The following is a 16,388-nucleotide window of genomic DNA, read 5'->3' on the forward strand; positions in this document are numbered from 1 at the left end:
TCAGGTCGCGCGTGTCCACTGCTGGTTGGTGTTTCCGTTGCAGGTGTACGTGATGATCGCGGCGGAGTCGGCGGTGGACGCGCCGCAGACGTCCAGGCACTTCCCACTGGCGCGGGCCTTCAGGTTCACGTAGGAGCCGGAGGTGACCACCGACCACTGCTGGGCGGTGTCGCCGGTGCAGTTCTCCTGCGTGACGCTGGAGGCGTTCTCCTGCAGGCACAGCGAGCTGCCGCGGCCCATCAGCTCGTAGTAACCGGTTCCGAGGTCCTTGAGCCACCACTTCTGGTTGGTGCCGCCGTTGCAGGTGTACTGGCTGACGGCGACGCCCTGCCACAGCGACTGGTTCGGCACGTCCGCGCACTTGCCGCTGTGCCGGGCGACGAGCGTGTTGTACGTGGCGCTCGTCCCGCCGACCGTGCCGGCGGCCGTGTCGACGGTGACCTCGGGGTACCAGGACATGGACATCGAGGTGGAGGTCGGGAAGGTGAGCGGCAGCCAGACGTAGCGGGAGTCGTTGACGGTCCCGCCGAAGGAGTTGCCCCAGCGGTCGCCCATGTAGAGGTACGAGGTGCCCGAGGTGCCGGTGATCGGGAGGACGTACGCGGTCTGGGAGTCGTAGGCCGTCGAGTCGCCGACGTTCGTCCAGGACGTCCAGGGGCCGGAGAGGCTGGTGGCGGTGGCGTACTGCTGCTGGTTGGCGTTCCACCCGGTCGCCCCGGACGTCAGCATGAAGTAGACACCGCCCCGCTTGAACAGGGCCGGGGCCTCGCGGTGGCCGCCGGGCCAGGGGTTGGCGACCAGGCTGTCGATGGCCGTGTAGTCGGCGGTGAGCCGGTAGATGTGCAGGTCGTAGTTCTCGTTGGCCGCCGAGGCCAGGTAAGCGGTTCCGTCGGTGTCCACGAACGTGGTGAGGTCGCGGGACATGTACTGGCCGAGCGGCTGGAAGCTGCCCTGGTAGGTGTAGTTCCCGTCGACGGTGTCGGAGACGGCGACGGCGGCGCGGGCCTGGCTGTAGTCGACGCCGTTCTCCTTGTGCATCCACATCACGAACTTGCCGGTGGAGGCGTTGTAGATGACTTTCGGGCGTTCGATGTAGGCCGTGCCCAGTTCGGCGGCGGACGACTGGGTCAGGACGTGGTTGCGGAACTCCCAGTTCTTCAGGTCGGTGGAGCGGTAGGCGTCCACGTGCTTGAAGGTGTTGTCGCTGTTGCGGTCCTCGCCGAACCAGTAGTAGTACGAGCCGACCTTGATCACACCGCCGCCGTGGGCGTGCACGGCGTTGCCCGAGGTATCGGTGAACTGGGTCCCGTTGGTGACGGTCTGGGTGGCCGCCTGGGCGGGGCCCGCGGTGGCGAGGGCGCCGAACAGGCCCAGACAGAGGGCGAGCAGCACCGCGTACGCGCGTCTCATCTCACGCACTCTCCTTCGCGGAGTCGGCCACCGTGTCGGCCACGGGGTCGCCGAAGCGGGGGGTGCCGTCCGGGTTCCAGTCGAGTTTCTGGATCCGGGTGTGGCGGTTGGGGTCGTTCAGGGGGTCGCCGGTGATCTCCTTGTACTGGCGGGCGTGGTAGACGAGCACCTCGCTGCGGCCGTCCTCGGCGACCGTGAAGCAGTTGTGGCCGGGGCCGTACTGCCGGGTGGTGTCGTTGCTGGTGAAGACCGGCACCGGGGACTTGGACCAGCTCGCGGGGTCCATGAGGTCGGCGTCGGCGTCGGCCGTCAGCAGGCCCATGCAGTAGTGGTGGTCGGTGGCGGACGCCGAGTAGGACAGGAAGAGGCGGCCGTTGCGGGCGAGCACGGCGGGGCCCTCGTTGACCTTGTAGCCGACGCACTCCCAGTCGTACTCCGGGGTGGACAGCCGGACCTGGGAGCCCGTCAGGGTCCAGGGGTTCGCCATCTTCGACAGCCACAGGGCGGTGTTGTTGTCCATGCCGGGCTCGTGCTGGGCCCAGACGAGATAGCGGGTGCCTCGGTGGCTGAAGGTGGTGGCGTCCAGGGAGAAGGTCTCCCAGGCGGTCTTCACCTGGCCCTTCTCCACCCAGGTCCCCTTGAAGGGATCCGGGTCGGCGTTCTCCAGGACCCAGATACGGATGTCCCAGACGCTCTCGGCGGGCGCGGAGGCGAAGTAGACGTACCACTTGCCGCCGATGCGGTGGATCTCCGGCGCCCAGATGTGCGCGCCCATCACGCCGGTGGCGTGCCGGGTCCAGATGACCGACTCGGCGGCGCTCGCGAGGCCGTCGAGGGTGCGGGAGCGGCGCAGGACGATGCGGTCGTACTCGGGAACGGTCGCCGTGAAGTAGTAGAAGCCGTCGGCGTGGCGGTGGATGTACGGGTCGGCGCGCTGCCGGACGAGCGGGTTGACGAACGGAGCGGGCTTTCCTTCCGGCGTGGCGGCGGCCGGTCCTGAGGTCGCCGCCAGGGTGCCGGCGGCCAGGGCGGCTCCCTTGAGCATCAGTCGGCGGGTGGGGGGAGGGGGGCCTGCGGGCAGGTCGTCATCGCGGCTCATACGGCTTGCCTCTCAAGGGCGTTCGAGATGTCAAACGACATCTGTCATGACGAACGCCGAAAAGGTAAGGGTGTGGAACCAGGAGGTCAACGGGTCTGACGCGACTGACAGGAAGCGCTTTCGAAAGCGGTCCACCACCGTGCCGATTTTCTGTTATCGGCGCTCCACCCGGCGCGTCTCCATCAGTGTGCGCAGCCATACCCCCACGACAGCGGCCGCCGCCGGAGCCCTGGCGGCCCTCGCCGCCCTGCTCTCCCCGGCTCCCCACGCCTCGGCCACCGGCGCCCGTGACGCCACCGGCGCCCGTGACGCCACCGTCGACGTGCTCGCCGACCGGGACGTCACGCTCAGCCAGCAACGGCAGGTCGTGCAGACGCAGGGCGGCAACCTCCTCGAACTCGCCGGCACCACCTACCGGATCAGCTACCAGGGCGGTGACGGCAACGACGTCGTCCTGACCGCGGTGGGGCCCGCGGGGCATGCGCCGTCGGCCGGTCCGCAGTCCGGTGCGGTGACGGGAGGGGGGCCTCGCACCGCCGACACCCCGGGCGTGCTCGGTTGGTGGCCGTACGTGCTGGCGGTCGGGTTGCTCGTCGGTCTCGTGATGCCACCCACGGAGAGACGACGCGGGCGACGCACAGGTGGCAGGCATGCGGCGCACGGCTGGATCGGCGCTTCGAGGCGCGTGTTCCTCGATCGCCGGGCAGCGCCCCGTCAACGCCCGCTCGGGGCCTCCGGGAAGCCCAGCCGCGGCGCCAAGGTGCGTGCTTCTTCGGCCCAGCCGGCGAGAAAGGCGAGCGTCAGTCCGCGTTCCCGGTAACGCAGTTCCGCGGAGACGGCACGGGACCCGCCGTAGTCCAGCTGCTCCTCCCCCGCTCGGGCCAGCATCAGCGCCGTGAGCCAGTCGTACTTGACGGCCGAGGCGCACACGGCGAGGCGCACGAGCTGTTCGTCGCCGTTCCAGCCGCCCTCGCGCAGGCCCCGCACGTAGGCCTCGAACGCCCGGGCCGCGTACTCGGGCAGCCGGGCGGCCGGGACGAACAGGTCGAAGACCGAGTCGGGGAGGTAGTTGCCGAGGTCCTCACCGAGGGCGCCGTCGCCGGTGAACGCCCAGTCGAGGAGAACGGTTTCCGGGCCGGCGCCGCAGAGATTGGCGGGCCAGTGGTCCAGGTGGCCGAGGGAGCGGGGCAGCGACTCCATGATGTGCAGGAACCACTCGCGGTCGTGGCGCAGGCGGACCATGTCAGGGCGCAGCCCGCGCGGGAAGTGGTCACGGACCAGGGGCTGTTGCCAGGCCTCGTCGTCGTCCAGGAGTTCCTGGCCGAGGGTGTTGCTGCCGGTGTACTCGCGCAGGAAACGGTGGGAGAGCCACGGGTTGTCGCTCGTCCCGCCCGACGCTCCCTGGGCGGCGCCCAGTCGGCGGGCGTGCTCGATGTGCCGGGCGAGTGTCCAGGAGGTGGCGGGCTCGCCCCGTACGTCCTCCAGCCACAGGGCCACGTCGCCGTCGGGCCGTTCGACGGCGGCGAGGAGACGGGGCGCACGGATGCCGAACGGCTGCCAGGTCCGGGCGAGCCCCGACTCGTAGACATGGGCCTCACGCCGCCAGTAGTTCCAGTGCCGGGGGTCGTCGGTCGCGGCCCAGCGCCCGGACGCCGGCTTGTTGCGGGTGAGCAGCTTGAGGACGGCCGCCCGCCCGCCGTCGGCCGCGACGACGCGCCAGACGCCCGCGGTGACACCGTTCTTGGGGTTGTGGACCAGGGGCTCGAAGACGACCTTGTCCGTCCCGAGGACCTCACGGACCTCGGCGTCCGGGAGAACGGTTTCAGGCATTGCCCCACATTAGATCCCGGCCATCCCCCTCGTAACAGGACGCCCTGGTGGACCCCCGCGTAACCGGCTCCCGCGACAAGGTCCGTGATCGTGACCCGGCGTTCCACATGGTGGGCATTCTGTTCATTCACCGGACACCAACGGGTTCCCGACCGGTCTCGACTACCGTCGAGGGCATGACCAGCGACACCACCCTCGCGGCGGCCCTCGCCGCCGGCCCCGTCGTCCTCGACGGCGGCATGTCCAACCAGCTCGAGTCGGCCGGCCACGACCTGAGCGACGAGCTGTGGTCGGCACGGCTGCTCGCCGAGCGGCCCGAAGCGATCACCGCAGCGCATCTGGCCTACTTCGAGGCGGGCGCGGACGTGGCGATCACCTCCAGTTACCAGGCCACGTTCGAGGGCTTCGCAGGGCGGGGCATCGGGCGGGAACGGGCAGCCGAACTCCTCACGGCGAGCGTGGAGCTGGCCCGTGAGGCGGCTCGGCAGGCACAGGCGAAGGGCGTGACGCGCCGGCTGTGGGTCGCCGCCTCCGTCGGACCGTACGGAGCGATGCTGGCGGACGGTTCCGAGTACCGCGGGCGGTACGGGCTGAGCGTGGCCGAGCTGGAGGCGTTCCATCGGCCGCGGCTGGAGGTGCTCGCCGGGGCCCGTCCCGATGTGCTGGCGCTGGAAACGGTTCCGGACGCGGATGAGGCGCGGGCGCTGCTGCGGGCGGTGCGGGGGCTGGGCGTGCCGGCCTGGCTGTCGTACACGGTGGAGGGTGACCGTACCCGGGCCGGGCAGCCGCTGGAGGAGGCGTTCGCGCAGGCCGCGGACGTGGAGGAGATCATCGCCGTGGGTGTGAACTGCTGTACGCCGGGCGATGTGGACGGTGCGGTCGAGGTGGCCCGGCGGGTCACCGGAAAACCGGTCGTCGTCTATCCGAACAGCGGGGAGGCATGGGATGCCGAGGCCCGGGCGTGGAAGGGGCGGTCGTCCTTCACACCGGAGGAGGTTTCGGCGTGGCGGTCTTCGGGGGCCGCGCTGATCGGGGGGTGCTGCCGGGTGGGGCCGGAAGCCATCGCCGGGATCGCCGGGGTGCTCAGCGGCGTCGGCTGAGGAGTCGGTGACGCCGGCGGCCGCGTAGTCGGCACCAAAGAGGCGGCGTGACCGGTCTCAGTGCCTGCGCACCCCGGTCGAGCGGCGCAGGCGTCGTATCGTCGCGCGCACGTCCGCCGTGCGTGCGGGCACCGCGTCCGCCTCCTCGGTGGGCGCACGGTCGCGGGAGGCGGTTTCCGCGGCCGTCCACAGGGCGAGCTCGGCGTCACGGGGGCCGAGTACCGTGCGCGGTTCGCCGGCGTCGAAGATCCGCACCGGATGCGTCGCGTCCCAGCGCTGCCAGCCGGGGTCGCCGTCGGTCGCGAAGCGCACCCAGGCGCCGTGCATGGCGTCGGCGAGTTCCTGCGGCGCGCCCTCGCCGGCCAGCTTGCGTGATTCGGGCACGTCACCGCTGTCGAAGACGAAGCCGAGTTCCAGGGCGTGGCAGGAGCCGAGGCCGGGGAGGTTGGAGGGCCAGGCGAACTCGTAGACGTACGACGCGCCGGGTCGGGCGTCGGCCAGGCGGTGCATCGGGATGCGCAGCAGGTGGTCGGTGACGATCTGGCCGACGATCTCGGCGGTGCCGGCCTCGGGGTGGAGCGCGCGATACCCGCGGGGCACCTCGGCGCCGCAGTGGCAGCGCGCCATGGCCCCGGCGAGGGCGACGGCGCCGAGCCGGTCGACGCGGTCCAGAAGGCCGCCGGGAACCAGCCAGAGGCGGTACTCCTCGCTGGTCCAGCCCGTCATCAGCTCGACATCCCGCGCCATGGCGCCGTCGGCGAGGGCCTCCAGGGGGTCGCGCGGGACGAGGTCGCCGTCGACGACGATGCCGAAGGAGGGGCCGCCGAGCACCGGGCTGCTGAGCCGGCCGACCTCGGCCTGGGTGCGCAGCAACAGCTCCCGGTCGACCTCGGCGAAGGCCGCGGCGACGGCGGGGATCCTCAGCCGGTTGGCCATACGGCGCACCATCCGCCGTACCTTGTCCCGGTCGAAGGCCTCCGGCGGACCGCTCTGCAGGACCGCGCGCCTGACCAGGCCCTGCGCCTGCGGGGCGGCGAGCAGGGCGCCGATGCTGATCGCCCCCGCCGACTGGCCGGCCAGGGTGATCCGGTCGGGGTCGCCGCCGAAGGCAGCGACCGACTCGCGCACCCATCGCAGCGCGGCGAGCTGGTCGCGCAGACCTGGGTTGGCGGGAGTGTCCGGGAACAGGCCGTAGCCCTCGACCCCCAGCCGGTAGTTCATCGAGACCAGGACGACGCCGTCGCGGGCGAAGGCGCGCCCGTCGTACACCGGCACGGCGGAGGAGCCCCTGGTCAGGGCGCCACCGTGCAACCACACCAGGACCGGCAGCCGGGCGCCGGGGCCGGGCTCGGGGGTCCAGACGTTCAGGTTGAGGCAGTCGTCGCCGGGGACGACCGGGTCGGACAGGTACTTCTCGAAGGCCTCGGAGTACGGCGGTTTCGGCGGCGTGGGCCCGAAGGAACCCGCGTCGCGCACCCCGTCCCAGGGCTCCGGCGGGACGGGCGGCCGGAACCGACGGGGGCCGAAGGGTGGCGCGGCGTAGGGGATGCCGCGGAAGACCGCGATCCCGTGTTCGTACCGGCCCCGGACCGCTCCGTACGGCGTGCTCACCACGGGGTCCGCCTGGACTGCTGTCGTCATGAGCCCACCAGCCTCTCACCGCGCTATTGCACCGGTAACAACAGAGCACCACAGATCGGCTCGCTATTCCGGTGCAGAGCGCGATACGGCCGCCACTCGGGGCGGTTTCCGCTCACCCGCTCGTAACGGCGCCGGCCGCCGCCGCGTTCGAGGTTTCGAAAGCTCGGGGCCGTGCCGGCCTGGCGAAGTTCCGCCTCTTCCCGGCGTCATCCCGTGAACCTAGGGTAGGAAGCGCTTACTGCTTTCGTGTTGGTCGAAACTTTTCATGGCCCTCGAGCGGGCCAGGAGAGGTGGTTCCCGATGGTCCGTACGGGGAGTGCGAGCGTCGCCGCCGGTCCGACCCTGGCCGTGGTGGCACGGGAGGCAGGGGTTTCCGTGCCGACCGCGTCCAAGGTGGTCAACGGCCGCGAGGACGTGGCGCCGGAAACACGCCGACGGGTGACCGAGGCGCTGGACCGGCTCGGCTACGTGCGCAGACCCCGTTTCGACGTGGCGAAGGTGCCGGGGCTGGTCGACCTGGTGGTGCACTCGCTGGACAGCTCCTGGTCGGGGGCGGTGCTGAACGGGGTGGAGGCGGCGGCGCACGACGCCGGGCTCGAGGTGGTGGTATCCGCGGGGCTGAACAGGACGCGGGGCACCTGCCCGCAGCGGGGCTGGCTGGACAAGCTCATCGCGCGCGGCTCGTCCGGAGTGCTGTTCAACCTGGCCGAGTTGACGCCGTCCCAGTACGCCTGGCTGGACCAGCACCGCATCCCGTACGTGCTGATCGACCCGGTCCTCCAGCCGCCACCGGGAGTGGTGTCGGTGGGTGCGGCGAACTGGCAGGGCGGCGTGACGGCGACCGAACACCTGCTCTCCCTCGGCCACGAGCGGATAGCAGTGATCGCCGGCCAGCAGCGCAAGATGTGCAGCAGTGCGAGGGTGGCCGGCTACCGTTCGGCGCTCGCGTCGGCCGGCGTGCGCCACCGCCCCGAGTACGTCCGCCACGCCGGCTTCGACGAGACGGTGGCCCACCGGCGCATGCTGGACCTCCTCGATCTGCGCGAGCCGCCGACGGCGGTGTTCGTCTGCTCGGACCGCATGGCGCTGGGCGTCTACGAGGCCCTCGCCGGGCGCGGGTTGCGGGTGCCCGGCGACATCAGCGTCGTCGGCTTCGACGACCTCCCCGAGTCCCGCTGGGCGACTCCCGCCCTGACCACCGTCCGCCAGCCCCTCGCGGAGATGGCGGCGACGGCGCTGCATCTGCTGGTCCGCATGATGGAGGGCGACCGCCCGGAGGGCACCCGGACCGAACTGTCGACACGGCTGGTGGAACGGGCGAGCACGGCGCGGGTGAGGGGTCGAGCGGGGGCGTAGGGGCGGTCGGTCCCGGGCGGCGCGGGATCAGTGGCATGTGAAGGCACGGATCGTGCCCCCCTGCCGCGCAGGTGTTCCATCGGGAGCCCGGCGCTGCGTAGTGTCGGCTGCGATGAACGCCGTCCCCGCACATCTGGACCACCTCGTCCTCGCGACCCCCGATCTGGCGGCGACCGTGGCCGAGTTCACCGAGCGCACCGGCGTGCGGCCTGCTCCCGGCGGGGCGCATGTCGGGCGTGGTACCCGCAACCACCTTGTGTCGCTGGGTGGTTCGAGCTACCTGGAGATCATCGGGCCGGACCCGGAACAGGCGACGCCGGACGGCCCCCGCCCGTTCGCGGTCGACGAGCTGGCCTCCCCTCGCACGGTGACCTGGGCCATCAGCCCGCCCGACCTGGACGCCGCGGTGGCGGCCGCCCGGGCCCGGGGCTACGACCCCGGTGAACCACGCCCGATGAGCCGTCGCCGGCCCGACGGCACCCTGCTCCAGTGGCGGCTGACCGACGGCGACACCCAGCACCCCTCCGGTCTGGTGCCGTTCCTCATCGACTGGGGGACGTCCGTCCACCCGACCGCCACGGGCCTGCCCCTGACTCCCCTGCTGGACCTGTCCGCCAGCGCCCCGGAGCCGGACGAGATCCGCCCGCTCCTCTCCGCCCTGGACACCCGACTACCGCTGCGGCAGGGGGCAATGGCCATCACCTTCACTGTGGACACTCCGCGCGGCCCGGTCACGTTCAGCTGAGCGGGGACCTCACCGACGCCGATGTCCGATTCCTTCAAGACCCTCGACGGAGCCCCCGCCTACCGTGAGCGCATGACTCCACAATTCGCCGTGATCGGCCTGGTCGCCTCCGACATGGCGGCCTCGCTCGCCTTCTACCGCCGCCTCGGCCTCGTCTTCCCCGACGGCGCCGAGGAACAGGCCCACGTCGAGGCCCAGCTGCCCGGCGGGCCGGCCCTCGCCCTGGACACCGAGGAGACCGTCCGCTCCTTCCACCCCGGATGGCGGCCGCCGAGCGGCGGCGGCCGGACGGCGCTCGCCTTCCGGTGCGCCTCCCCCGCCGAGGTCGACGCCGTGTACGAGGACCTCGTCGCCGCCGGCCACCACGGCGAGCTCAAGCCGTGGGACGCCTTCTGGGGCCAGCGGTACGCGGTCGTCCACGACCCGGACGGCAACGCCGTCGACCTGTTCGCCCAGCTACCCCAGTAGTTCACTGAGCGGGAGCCCCGCCAGGTCCCGTACGTCACGCGCCAGATGGGCCTGGTCGGCGAACCCGGCGAGGGCGGCCGTCTCCGCGAACGGCACCCCTCGCCGGGCCAGCCCCAACGCCCGCTGCAGCCGCAGCACCCGCGCCAGCGTCTTGGGCCCGTACCCGAACGCGACGAGGGCCCGCCGATGCAACTGCCGCGCACCGAGCCCGAGTGCGTCGGCGGTGTCGGCGACGGACCGTCCCGCGGCGAGGGCCGACACGAGGTGGCGTAGCGACGGATCGGGCGGTTCGGTGTCGGCCGCCCACCGCAACGCCAGTTCCTCGAGCCCGTCCGCCGGATCACGGGCCGCCCGCACGCGCGCGGCGAGCCGCCGGACCTCCGAGGCGGGCCGCAGATCCGCGAGTTCGACGCGCCGGTCACACAGCTCGTGGGCGGGCACGCCGAGCAGGGCGGGCGCGGTGCCGGGGAAGAAGCGAACCCCGACCCACCGGCCTCCTGAGCCCTCGGTGACGTAGGCGCGGGTGTCGGGCCCGGCGACCAGGAGCCGCCCCTCGTGCCACAGCAGATCCATGCACCCGTCGGGCAACACACGTCCCGCGCCCGGCCCGGACGGGCTGTTCGTCCACACGACAGCGCCACCCAGCCGGGACGCCCGCTCCCCGTACACCTGTGCCCGCCCTAACCGCGCCGCATGGGTCAGGAACCCTCCGGCTTGTGCGGCGGGTGGGCGCTCTTCACGTGGGTGCGCAGCCGTGAGGTGACGTCCTCCGGGGGCAGGAAGCGGGACCAGCGCTCGGGGAACTCGGAGGGCATGTCGGGGTCCTCGGGGTCGGGCTCCAGGCCCGCCGCCGTACGGGCCACGTGCTCGGCCAGCTGGGCCTCGCGCAGTCGCTCGTTGGCGGCGCGGGCCGCGGCCGTCGCGGCGGCGGGCCACACCCGGTCGATCGCCGCGTTGACCGCGGCGCCGACGAGCACGGCGAAGGCGCCCACGCCGATCCACAGCAGCACGGCGACGGAGGCGGCGAGGGAACCGTAGATGGTGGCGCCCTCGATGGTGTGGGTGATGTAGATGCGCAACAGGAAACTGCCGAGGACCCACATCGCGAGGGCGACCAGGGAGCCGGGTACGTCCTCGATCCAGGGGGAGCGCACCGGCACCGAGACGTGGTAGAGCGTCGTCAGGAAGACGATGGACAGGACGATCACCACGGGCCAGTACAGGACCTGCACCAGCGTCTCCGACTGGGGCACGATCCGGACGACGGCGTCGGGGCCCGCGACCATCAGGGGCAGCGCGACCGAGCCGATCAGCAGGCCCACGATGAACAGCAGGAACGACATCACCCGCGTCTTGACGATGCCGCGCACGCCGTCGAGGCCGTACATCACGGTGATGGTGTCGATGAAGACGTTCACCGCGCGCGAGCCCGACCACAGGGCGAAGAGGAAGCCGACCGAGATGACGTCGGGGCGGCCGCCCCGGACCACGTCGTGCAGGATGGGCTGGGCGATCTCGGTGACGCCCTTGTCGGACAGCACGGTGCGGGAGGCGTCCAGGATGTTGTTCTGGAGGCTGCTGATGGTGTCGGTACCGGTCCAGGAGTCCACGTAGCCGAGCAGGCCGATCAGGCTCAGCAGCAGCGGTGGTACGGACAGCAGCGTGAAGAACGCGGCCTCGGCCGCCAGGCCCAGGATGCGGTACTCCATGCAGGAGTTCACGGTGTCCTTGAGCAGCAGCCAGGCGGTCCGGCGCTTGGAGACGTTCCGGTAGAGGGCACGTGCCCGGTGGAGTCGCCCGGAGGGCCGCTCGGAGGATTCGCTTGCTGACTGCACGACCTAACGGTATCCGTCGTACGCCCGTGCACTCATCCCCCGGCGCCACCGCTTCGAACGCGCTACACCGTGGAAACATCCAGGTGGCCGCGGACGGACAGATCACGCTCATCCCGTGTCCACGGCGTGACCCCCACCCTGCCGCGGGGTACTTTCGCGGCATGGCAGGCACCACGCACACCGTGTCCAACCAGCCCCCTCCGCTCACCGGCTACGACGTCTACGGCGCGGACCGAGCCCTGACCGCGGCCGTGGAGCGCCATCTCGCGCCCGAGCTGCTCGACGAGGTCGGCGGTGAGCTGGCCGCGCTGGGGCGGGCGTCCGGGTCGGCGCAGTTGCAGGAGTGGGGCGCGCAGGCCAACGAGAACCCGCCCCGGCTGCGCACGCACGACCGCTACGGCCACCGCGTCGACGAGGTCGACTTCCACCCGGCCTGGCACCGGCTGCTCGGCAAGGGTGTCTCCGCCGGGCTGACCGCGGCCTGGGGCAGGCCGGGCGGCCATGTCCGCAGAGCCGCCGCGTTCGTGGTCTGGACCCAGGTGGACGCCGGCAACCTCTGTCCGCTGTCGATGACCCACGCCGCCGTCCCGGCCCTGCGGGCCGACCCCGCGCTGGCCGCGGAGTGGGAACCCCGGCTGATGTCCATGATCTACGACCGTGAGCTCAGGCCCGCCCGTCTGAAGGCCGGGTCCCTGTTCGGCATGGGCATGACGGAGAAGCAGGGCGGCAGCGACGTACGGGCCGGCACGACCCTCGCCCGGCCGCTGGACGGGGCCGGGGAGTACGAGCTGACCGGTCACAAGTGGTTCTGTTCGGCGCCCATGTCGGACGGTTTCCTGGTGCTGGGGCAGGCCCCGGACGGGCTGACCTGCTTCCTGGTGCCGCGGGTGCTGGACGACGGTTCCCGCAACGTCTTCCTGATCCAGCGGCTCAAGGACAAGCTCGGCAACCGCTCGAACGCCTCCGCCGAGGTCGAGTTCGACGGGACCTGGGCGCGCCGGGTCGGCGAGGAGGGGCGGGGGGTGCGGACCATCATCGACATGGTGGCCGCGACCCGGCTGGACTGCGTGCTGGGCTCGGCGGGGCTGATGCGGCAGGCGGTCGCGCAGGCCGTGCACCACTGCACCTACCGGGAGGCGTTCGGCGCGAGGCTCGTCGACCAGCCGCTGATGCGCAACGTCCTGGCCGACCTGGCCCTGGAGTCGGAGGCGGCGACGACTCTGGCGCTCAGGCTAGCGGCCGCCTGTGACGACGGCGGCGAGCAGGAGCGGGCGCTGCTGCGGATCGCCGTACCGGCCGCCAAGTACTGGGTGACCAAGCGCTGCACGCCGGTCGTGGTGGAGGCCGCGGAGTGCCTCGGCGGAAACGGTTACGTCGAGGAGTCAGGACTGCCCCGGCTGGTCCGCGAGTCGCCGCTGAACTCGGTGTGGGAGGGCGCCGGAAACATCCAGGCACTGGACGTGCTGCGCGCTCTGCAACGGGAACCGCAGGCCTTGAACGCGTATCTGCAGGAGGTGGGAAAGGCGCGCGGCGCCGACCACCGCCTGGACGCCGCGATCAAGAACCTGCTGACCGAGCTGGCCGACCTGGACGGCATCGAGGCCCGCGCCCGCCGCCTCACGGAACGACTCGCCCTGGTCCTCCAGGGCTCCCTCCTGGTCCGCCACGCCCCACCAGAAGTATCCGACGCCTTCTGCGCCTCCCGCCTGGCAACCGACGGCGGCACAGCCTTCGGTACCCTTCCCCACACCCTGGACCTGAAGTCGGTGGTGAACCGGGCCCGCCCGCTGAACTGACCGAGCCGAACCAACCCGGGGGCGCGGGACTGTTTCAACATGCGGCTCCGCCGCGGGGCGCGACCAGCCACCCCCGAAGCCGCACCCTCCCACGCACATCAAGTGGCACCCCGGATCGCGAACACGGCCCAACCGCCGGATGGCAGGGGGTGGTGCTGCGCCGACACGGCACCACCCCCGCCGCACTGGCCCGTTCGAGCCGTGAACGCCGCTCGGGACGGCGTCGCTCAATATTCAAACAAGCGCGGGCCGTTCACCAGGGTTGCAAGGGGTTGCAACTTGCTGCTGTCTGTGGCCGTACTGTGCCCGTCCGTCAACCGGGAACGGCACTATTGGACGGACAGTCAAAACGACCCGGGGAGGACCAGTGGCACTCTCGCCGACCGACGTGACGCAACTCGCCGTGGTCGACACGGCGCGTGCGGCGCGGGTACTCAGCGAGGTCCGTTCCGCCACGCTCTCCGGGCAGCGCGCGCCCGTCGCCCCGCGCCCGGTGATCGAGCAGTCCTGGGGGCGCATGCTGCGCAGCGGCATCGATCCGGACCGGGACCGGCGCTCCGGGCTGCTGTCGCCGGAGGAGGTGCGCAGGCGGCGGGAGACGACGGAGCTGCGGCACGTTCTGCCGGTGCTGCGCGAGGGGCTGTTGTCGGTGGCGGACGTCGCCCACCACATCATGGTGGTGGCCGATGCGGACGGCCGGGTGCTGTGGCGGGAGGGCAGTTCGCCGGTGCTGCGGCGGGCCGACGGGCTGGGCTTCGAACTCGGTGCCGACTGGCGGGAGGACGTGGTCGGGACGAACGGCATCGGCACCCCGGCGGTGGTGCGCCGGCCCGTGCAGGTCTTCGCCTCCGAGCACTTCGCGCGCTCGCAGACCACCTGGACGTGCTCCGGCGCTCCCATCACGGACCCGCGGGACGGCCGCCTGCTCGGTGTGGTGGACGTCAGCGGGCCGCTGGAGACGATGCATCCGGCCACGCTCGCCTGGGTCGACTCGGTGGCCAAGCTGGCGGAGTCCCGGCTGCGCGAGCTGCATCTGGGCTCGTTGGAGCGGCTGCGCGCCACGGCCGCTCCGGTCCTGGCCCGGTTGGGCGGCAGGGCCCTGGTGGTGGACCGGGACGGCTGGACGGCCGCGGTCACCGGAATGCCGTACACCAACCGGATCTCGCTGCCCAAGTCCCTGTCCGCGGGCCGCCGGTGGCTGCCGCCGCTCGGTCCGTGCTCGGTGGAGCCGCTGGCCGGCGGCTGGCTGGTGCGGGCCTCGGAGGAGCCGGTGCCGCGCGTGGCGACCCGGGTCGTGCTGGATCTCTCGCGGCCCGGCCGGTGGTCGGTGACGGTGTCGGGATCCGCGGGCTCGTGGAGCCGTGGACTGAGCCCCCGGCACGCCGAGTTGCTGTACCTGCTGGCTCTGCGGCGGGGTGGGCACAGTGCCTCGGGGCTGGCCGAGGAGGTGTTCGGCGACCCGGCGCGCACGGTGACCGTGCGGGCCGAGATGTCCCGGATCCGGCGGTACTTGGGCGGCGTGCTGGAGCACCGGCCGTACCGCTTCGGCGAGGACGCGCGGGTCGAGGTGGTCCTGCCGGCCGATCGGCACGATCTGCTGCCGCACTCGGCGGCGCCCGCGGTGGTCGAGGGCCGTACCCGGGACGGAATGCCTGGAATGTGTCCTTCCGGTCTCGGCGAGTGACCGTGGCGCACCATCTTCCGCATATTTGCAGGGTCTTCGCACCGAGTCGCGCTTGACTGCCGTAGCATCCCTCTACGGGCCACCCCACCTGCGTCTTTGGTCAACACCAGGACCATTGGGCGCAGTTGGCTCGCCTCGGGAGGACGTATGAAGAGTCGTGGCCGACATCGCCGGCAGAAGCGGGGCCGTGCGCTGCGCGCCTTGCTCGCCGGGACCGCTCTCGCGCTGACCGCGGCCGCCACCATGATCAGCGCCTCACAGGCCACGGTCAGCAAGGATCCCGGCGGCCTCAAGGCGTTCGACGCGGCGGGGGCCTCCGGGTTCCGGCTCCAGGAGCGCCTGGTCCCGCAGGACACCCTCGACCGGCTCTCCTCCGCGATGGGCAGGCCCGTCGGGGTGGGCGCGGTCCTCGACGACACCGACCGTTCCCTGCGCACGCCGGCCGACTGCACGACCGCCGAGCGCGCCGCGCTGCCGGTGGAGCCGGTGGCCACGCGCGCGTACTGCTGGGACGCCGCCGACACCCGTGGCTGGCGGGCGGGCGCGGTCACCACCTCAGGGGACGCGGACGACGACGGCCACTGGGGCCCACACCGGGTCATCCTCTCCGGCTGGAGCCACGACACCGGCAGGGCGGACCGGCCCGGCCTCGCCCGGGTCGCGTTCGTCAACGCGGACGACCCGGACAACCTCACCTACACGTGGGCGCTGCTGGCCGTCCCCACCGACGGCGGCCGTAACTACACCGGCCTGGCCTCGGCCGTCTCGGGCCTGGTCTGGTACCAGGACAAGCTGCTGGTCACCACCGCCGACGGCCTGTACGTCTACGACGTGGAGCGCATCGAGCGGGCCAACGTCGACAGCGCGCAGGTGGGCCGGGTGCGCGGCGGCTGGTCGGCGTACGGCGCCCGCTATGTGCTGCCGGCCGTCGGGTCGTACCAGCTCGCGGCCGGCGCCCCGCGGCCGGCGGTGGTCTCCCTGGACCGCAGCACCGCGCCCGACAGCCTGGTCGCGAGCGAGTCGGTGCCCGCGAACAGCGAACGGCACACCCGGCTGTGGCGCTACCCCTTCAGCACCGACCCGGCGCGGCCGGGGCTGCTGGCCACCGACTCCGCCGGAGGCGCGGTCGCGAGCGAGGCGTACGAGACGAAGACGGCCGGGGTCAGCGGGGTCCTGTCGTACGGCTCCGGCTGGTATCTGGACCGTGCGTCCGACAGCCGAGACGGGCGCGGGGTTCTGTGGCGCCAGGACCGGCGCACGGCGAAGGCCGCCGAGTGCGGTTCGGACGCGTCCCACCACTGCTGGAGCGGACAGGCCGGCCCTCTTTCCTACTGGGAGGAGACCGGCGAGGTCTGGTCCCAGTCGGGCCGGATGCTGTACGCGCTGCCGCTGAGCTCGATCGACAGATCTGTGGAGTAGATGAT

At 72.0% G+C, this 16,388-nt stretch carries 14 protein-coding genes; 8 read left to right on the forward strand and 6 right to left on the reverse strand.

Going from position 1 to position 16,388, the window contains the following annotated elements; genetic code table 11:
• Entirely contained in the window at positions 1–1,410 is a 1,410-nt protein-coding gene (locus ACIRVK_RS04950; RefSeq protein WP_404243986.1) for an RICIN domain-containing protein, read from the reverse strand.
• A 1-nt stretch (position 1,411) separates the two neighbouring features.
• Positions 1,412–2,509 (reverse strand): family 43 glycosylhydrolase, encoded by a 1,098-nt coding sequence (locus tag ACIRVK_RS04955; RefSeq protein ID WP_404243987.1) that lies wholly within the window; start codon positions 2,507–2,509, stop codon positions 1,412–1,414.
• 139 nt (positions 2,510–2,648) lie between these two features.
• Here ACIRVK_RS04955 and ACIRVK_RS04960 point away from each other — a divergent pair, with 139 nt between their 5' ends.
• Positions 2,649–3,329, forward strand: coding sequence for a hypothetical protein (locus ACIRVK_RS04960; protein WP_404243988.1), 681 nt, complete (start codon positions 2,649–2,651; stop codon positions 3,327–3,329).
• Here ACIRVK_RS04960 and ACIRVK_RS04965 read toward each other — a convergent pair.
• Positions 3,224–4,339, reverse strand: coding sequence for an aminoglycoside phosphotransferase (locus ACIRVK_RS04965; protein ID WP_404243989.1), 1,116 nt, complete (start codon positions 4,337–4,339; stop codon positions 3,224–3,226). The two genes, ACIRVK_RS04960 and ACIRVK_RS04965, sit on opposite strands and share 106 nt — an antisense overlap.
• 176 nt (positions 4,340–4,515) lie before the next feature.
• On the opposite strand from ACIRVK_RS04965, the gene mmuM reads away from it, so the two are divergent.
• On the forward strand, positions 4,516–5,439 hold the full coding sequence (gene mmuM, locus ACIRVK_RS04970) for a homocysteine S-methyltransferase (RefSeq protein ID WP_404243990.1): 924 nt from the start codon (positions 4,516–4,518) through the stop codon (positions 5,437–5,439).
• Positions 5,440–5,496: 57 nt separating this feature from the next.
• On the opposite strand, the gene ACIRVK_RS04975 is transcribed toward mmuM, so the two are convergent.
• On the reverse strand, positions 5,497–7,080 hold the full coding sequence (locus tag ACIRVK_RS04975) for a carboxylesterase/lipase family protein (RefSeq protein ID WP_404243991.1): 1,584 nt from the start codon (positions 7,078–7,080) through the stop codon (positions 5,497–5,499).
• A gap of 300 nt (positions 7,081–7,380) precedes the next feature.
• Between ACIRVK_RS04975 and ACIRVK_RS04980 the strand changes: the two genes are divergently transcribed.
• From ACIRVK_RS04980 to ACIRVK_RS04990, 3 genes are all read left to right on the forward strand, one after another.
• A complete protein-coding gene (locus ACIRVK_RS04980; protein ID WP_404243992.1) occupies positions 7,381–8,436 on the forward strand; it encodes a LacI family DNA-binding transcriptional regulator in 1,056 nt (351 codons plus the stop codon).
• 112 nt (positions 8,437–8,548) lie between these two features.
• Positions 8,549–9,181 carry a VOC family protein gene (locus ACIRVK_RS04985; RefSeq protein ID WP_404243993.1) on the forward strand — a complete coding sequence of 211 codons (633 nt, stop codon included), beginning with the start codon at positions 8,549–8,551 and terminating at the stop codon, positions 9,179–9,181.
• A gap of 72 nt (positions 9,182–9,253) precedes the next feature.
• Positions 9,254–9,649, forward strand: a complete 396-nt coding sequence (locus ACIRVK_RS04990; RefSeq protein WP_404243994.1) for a VOC family protein — start codon at positions 9,254–9,256, stop codon at positions 9,647–9,649.
• On the opposite strand, the gene ACIRVK_RS04995 is transcribed toward ACIRVK_RS04990, so the two are convergent.
• The gene (locus ACIRVK_RS04995) at positions 9,638–10,318 is read right to left on the reverse strand and encodes a DUF6597 domain-containing transcriptional factor (protein ID WP_404243995.1); all 681 of its coding nucleotides are present in this window, start codon (positions 10,316–10,318) and stop codon (positions 9,638–9,640) included. The two genes, ACIRVK_RS04990 and ACIRVK_RS04995, sit on opposite strands and share 12 nt — an antisense overlap.
• Positions 10,319–10,347: 29 nt before the next feature.
• Positions 10,348–11,484 (reverse strand): YihY/virulence factor BrkB family protein, encoded by a 1,137-nt coding sequence (locus ACIRVK_RS05000; protein ID WP_404243996.1) that lies wholly within the window; start codon positions 11,482–11,484, stop codon positions 10,348–10,350.
• Positions 11,485–11,645: 161 nt separating this feature from the next.
• Here ACIRVK_RS05000 and ACIRVK_RS05005 point away from each other — a divergent pair, with 161 nt between their 5' ends.
• From ACIRVK_RS05005 to ACIRVK_RS05015, 3 genes are all read left to right on the forward strand, one after another.
• Positions 11,646–13,280, forward strand: a complete 1,635-nt coding sequence (locus tag ACIRVK_RS05005) for an acyl-CoA dehydrogenase family protein (RefSeq protein ID WP_404243997.1) — start codon at positions 11,646–11,648, stop codon at positions 13,278–13,280.
• Between the two features lie 367 nt (positions 13,281–13,647).
• On the forward strand, positions 13,648–14,964 hold the full coding sequence (locus ACIRVK_RS05010) for a GAF domain-containing protein (protein WP_404243998.1): 1,317 nt from the start codon (positions 13,648–13,650) through the stop codon (positions 14,962–14,964).
• Positions 14,965–15,111: 147 nt separating this feature from the next.
• A complete protein-coding gene (locus ACIRVK_RS05015) occupies positions 15,112–16,383 on the forward strand; it encodes a hypothetical protein (protein WP_404243999.1) in 1,272 nt (423 codons plus the stop codon).
• Positions 16,384–16,388: the final 5 nt, after the last annotated feature.

This window comes from Streptomyces sp. NPDC101152, assembly GCF_044768275.1.
Lineage (GTDB): Bacteria > Actinomycetota > Actinomycetes > Streptomycetales > Streptomycetaceae > Streptomyces.

Coding starts and splice junctions, on each gene's coding strand:
- ACIRVK_RS05005 (WP_404243997.1), top strand. CDS start 11,646: ATGGCAGGCACCACGCACACCGTGTCCAACCAGCCCCCTCCGCTCACC.
- ACIRVK_RS04990 (WP_404243994.1), top strand. CDS start 9,254: ATGACTCCACAATTCGCCGTGATCGGCCTGGTCGCCTCCGACATGGCG.
- ACIRVK_RS04975 (WP_404243991.1), bottom strand. CDS start 7,080: ATGACGACAGCAGTCCAGGCGGACCCCGTGGTGAGCACGCCGTACGGA.
- ACIRVK_RS04985 (WP_404243993.1), top strand. CDS start 8,549: ATGAACGCCGTCCCCGCACATCTGGACCACCTCGTCCTCGCGACCCCC.
- ACIRVK_RS04980 (WP_404243992.1), top strand. CDS start 7,381: ATGGTCCGTACGGGGAGTGCGAGCGTCGCCGCCGGTCCGACCCTGGCC.
- ACIRVK_RS05015 (WP_404243999.1), top strand. CDS start 15,112: ATGAAGAGTCGTGGCCGACATCGCCGGCAGAAGCGGGGCCGTGCGCTG.
- ACIRVK_RS04950 (WP_404243986.1), bottom strand. CDS start 1,410: ATGAGACGCGCGTACGCGGTGCTGCTCGCCCTCTGTCTGGGCCTGTTC.
- mmuM (WP_404243990.1), top strand. CDS start 4,516: ATGACCAGCGACACCACCCTCGCGGCGGCCCTCGCCGCCGGCCCCGTC.
- ACIRVK_RS04955 (WP_404243987.1), bottom strand. CDS start 2,509: ATGAGCCGCGATGACGACCTGCCCGCAGGCCCCCCTCCCCCCACCCGC.
- ACIRVK_RS04965 (WP_404243989.1), bottom strand. CDS start 4,339: ATGCCTGAAACCGTTCTCCCGGACGCCGAGGTCCGTGAGGTCCTCGGG.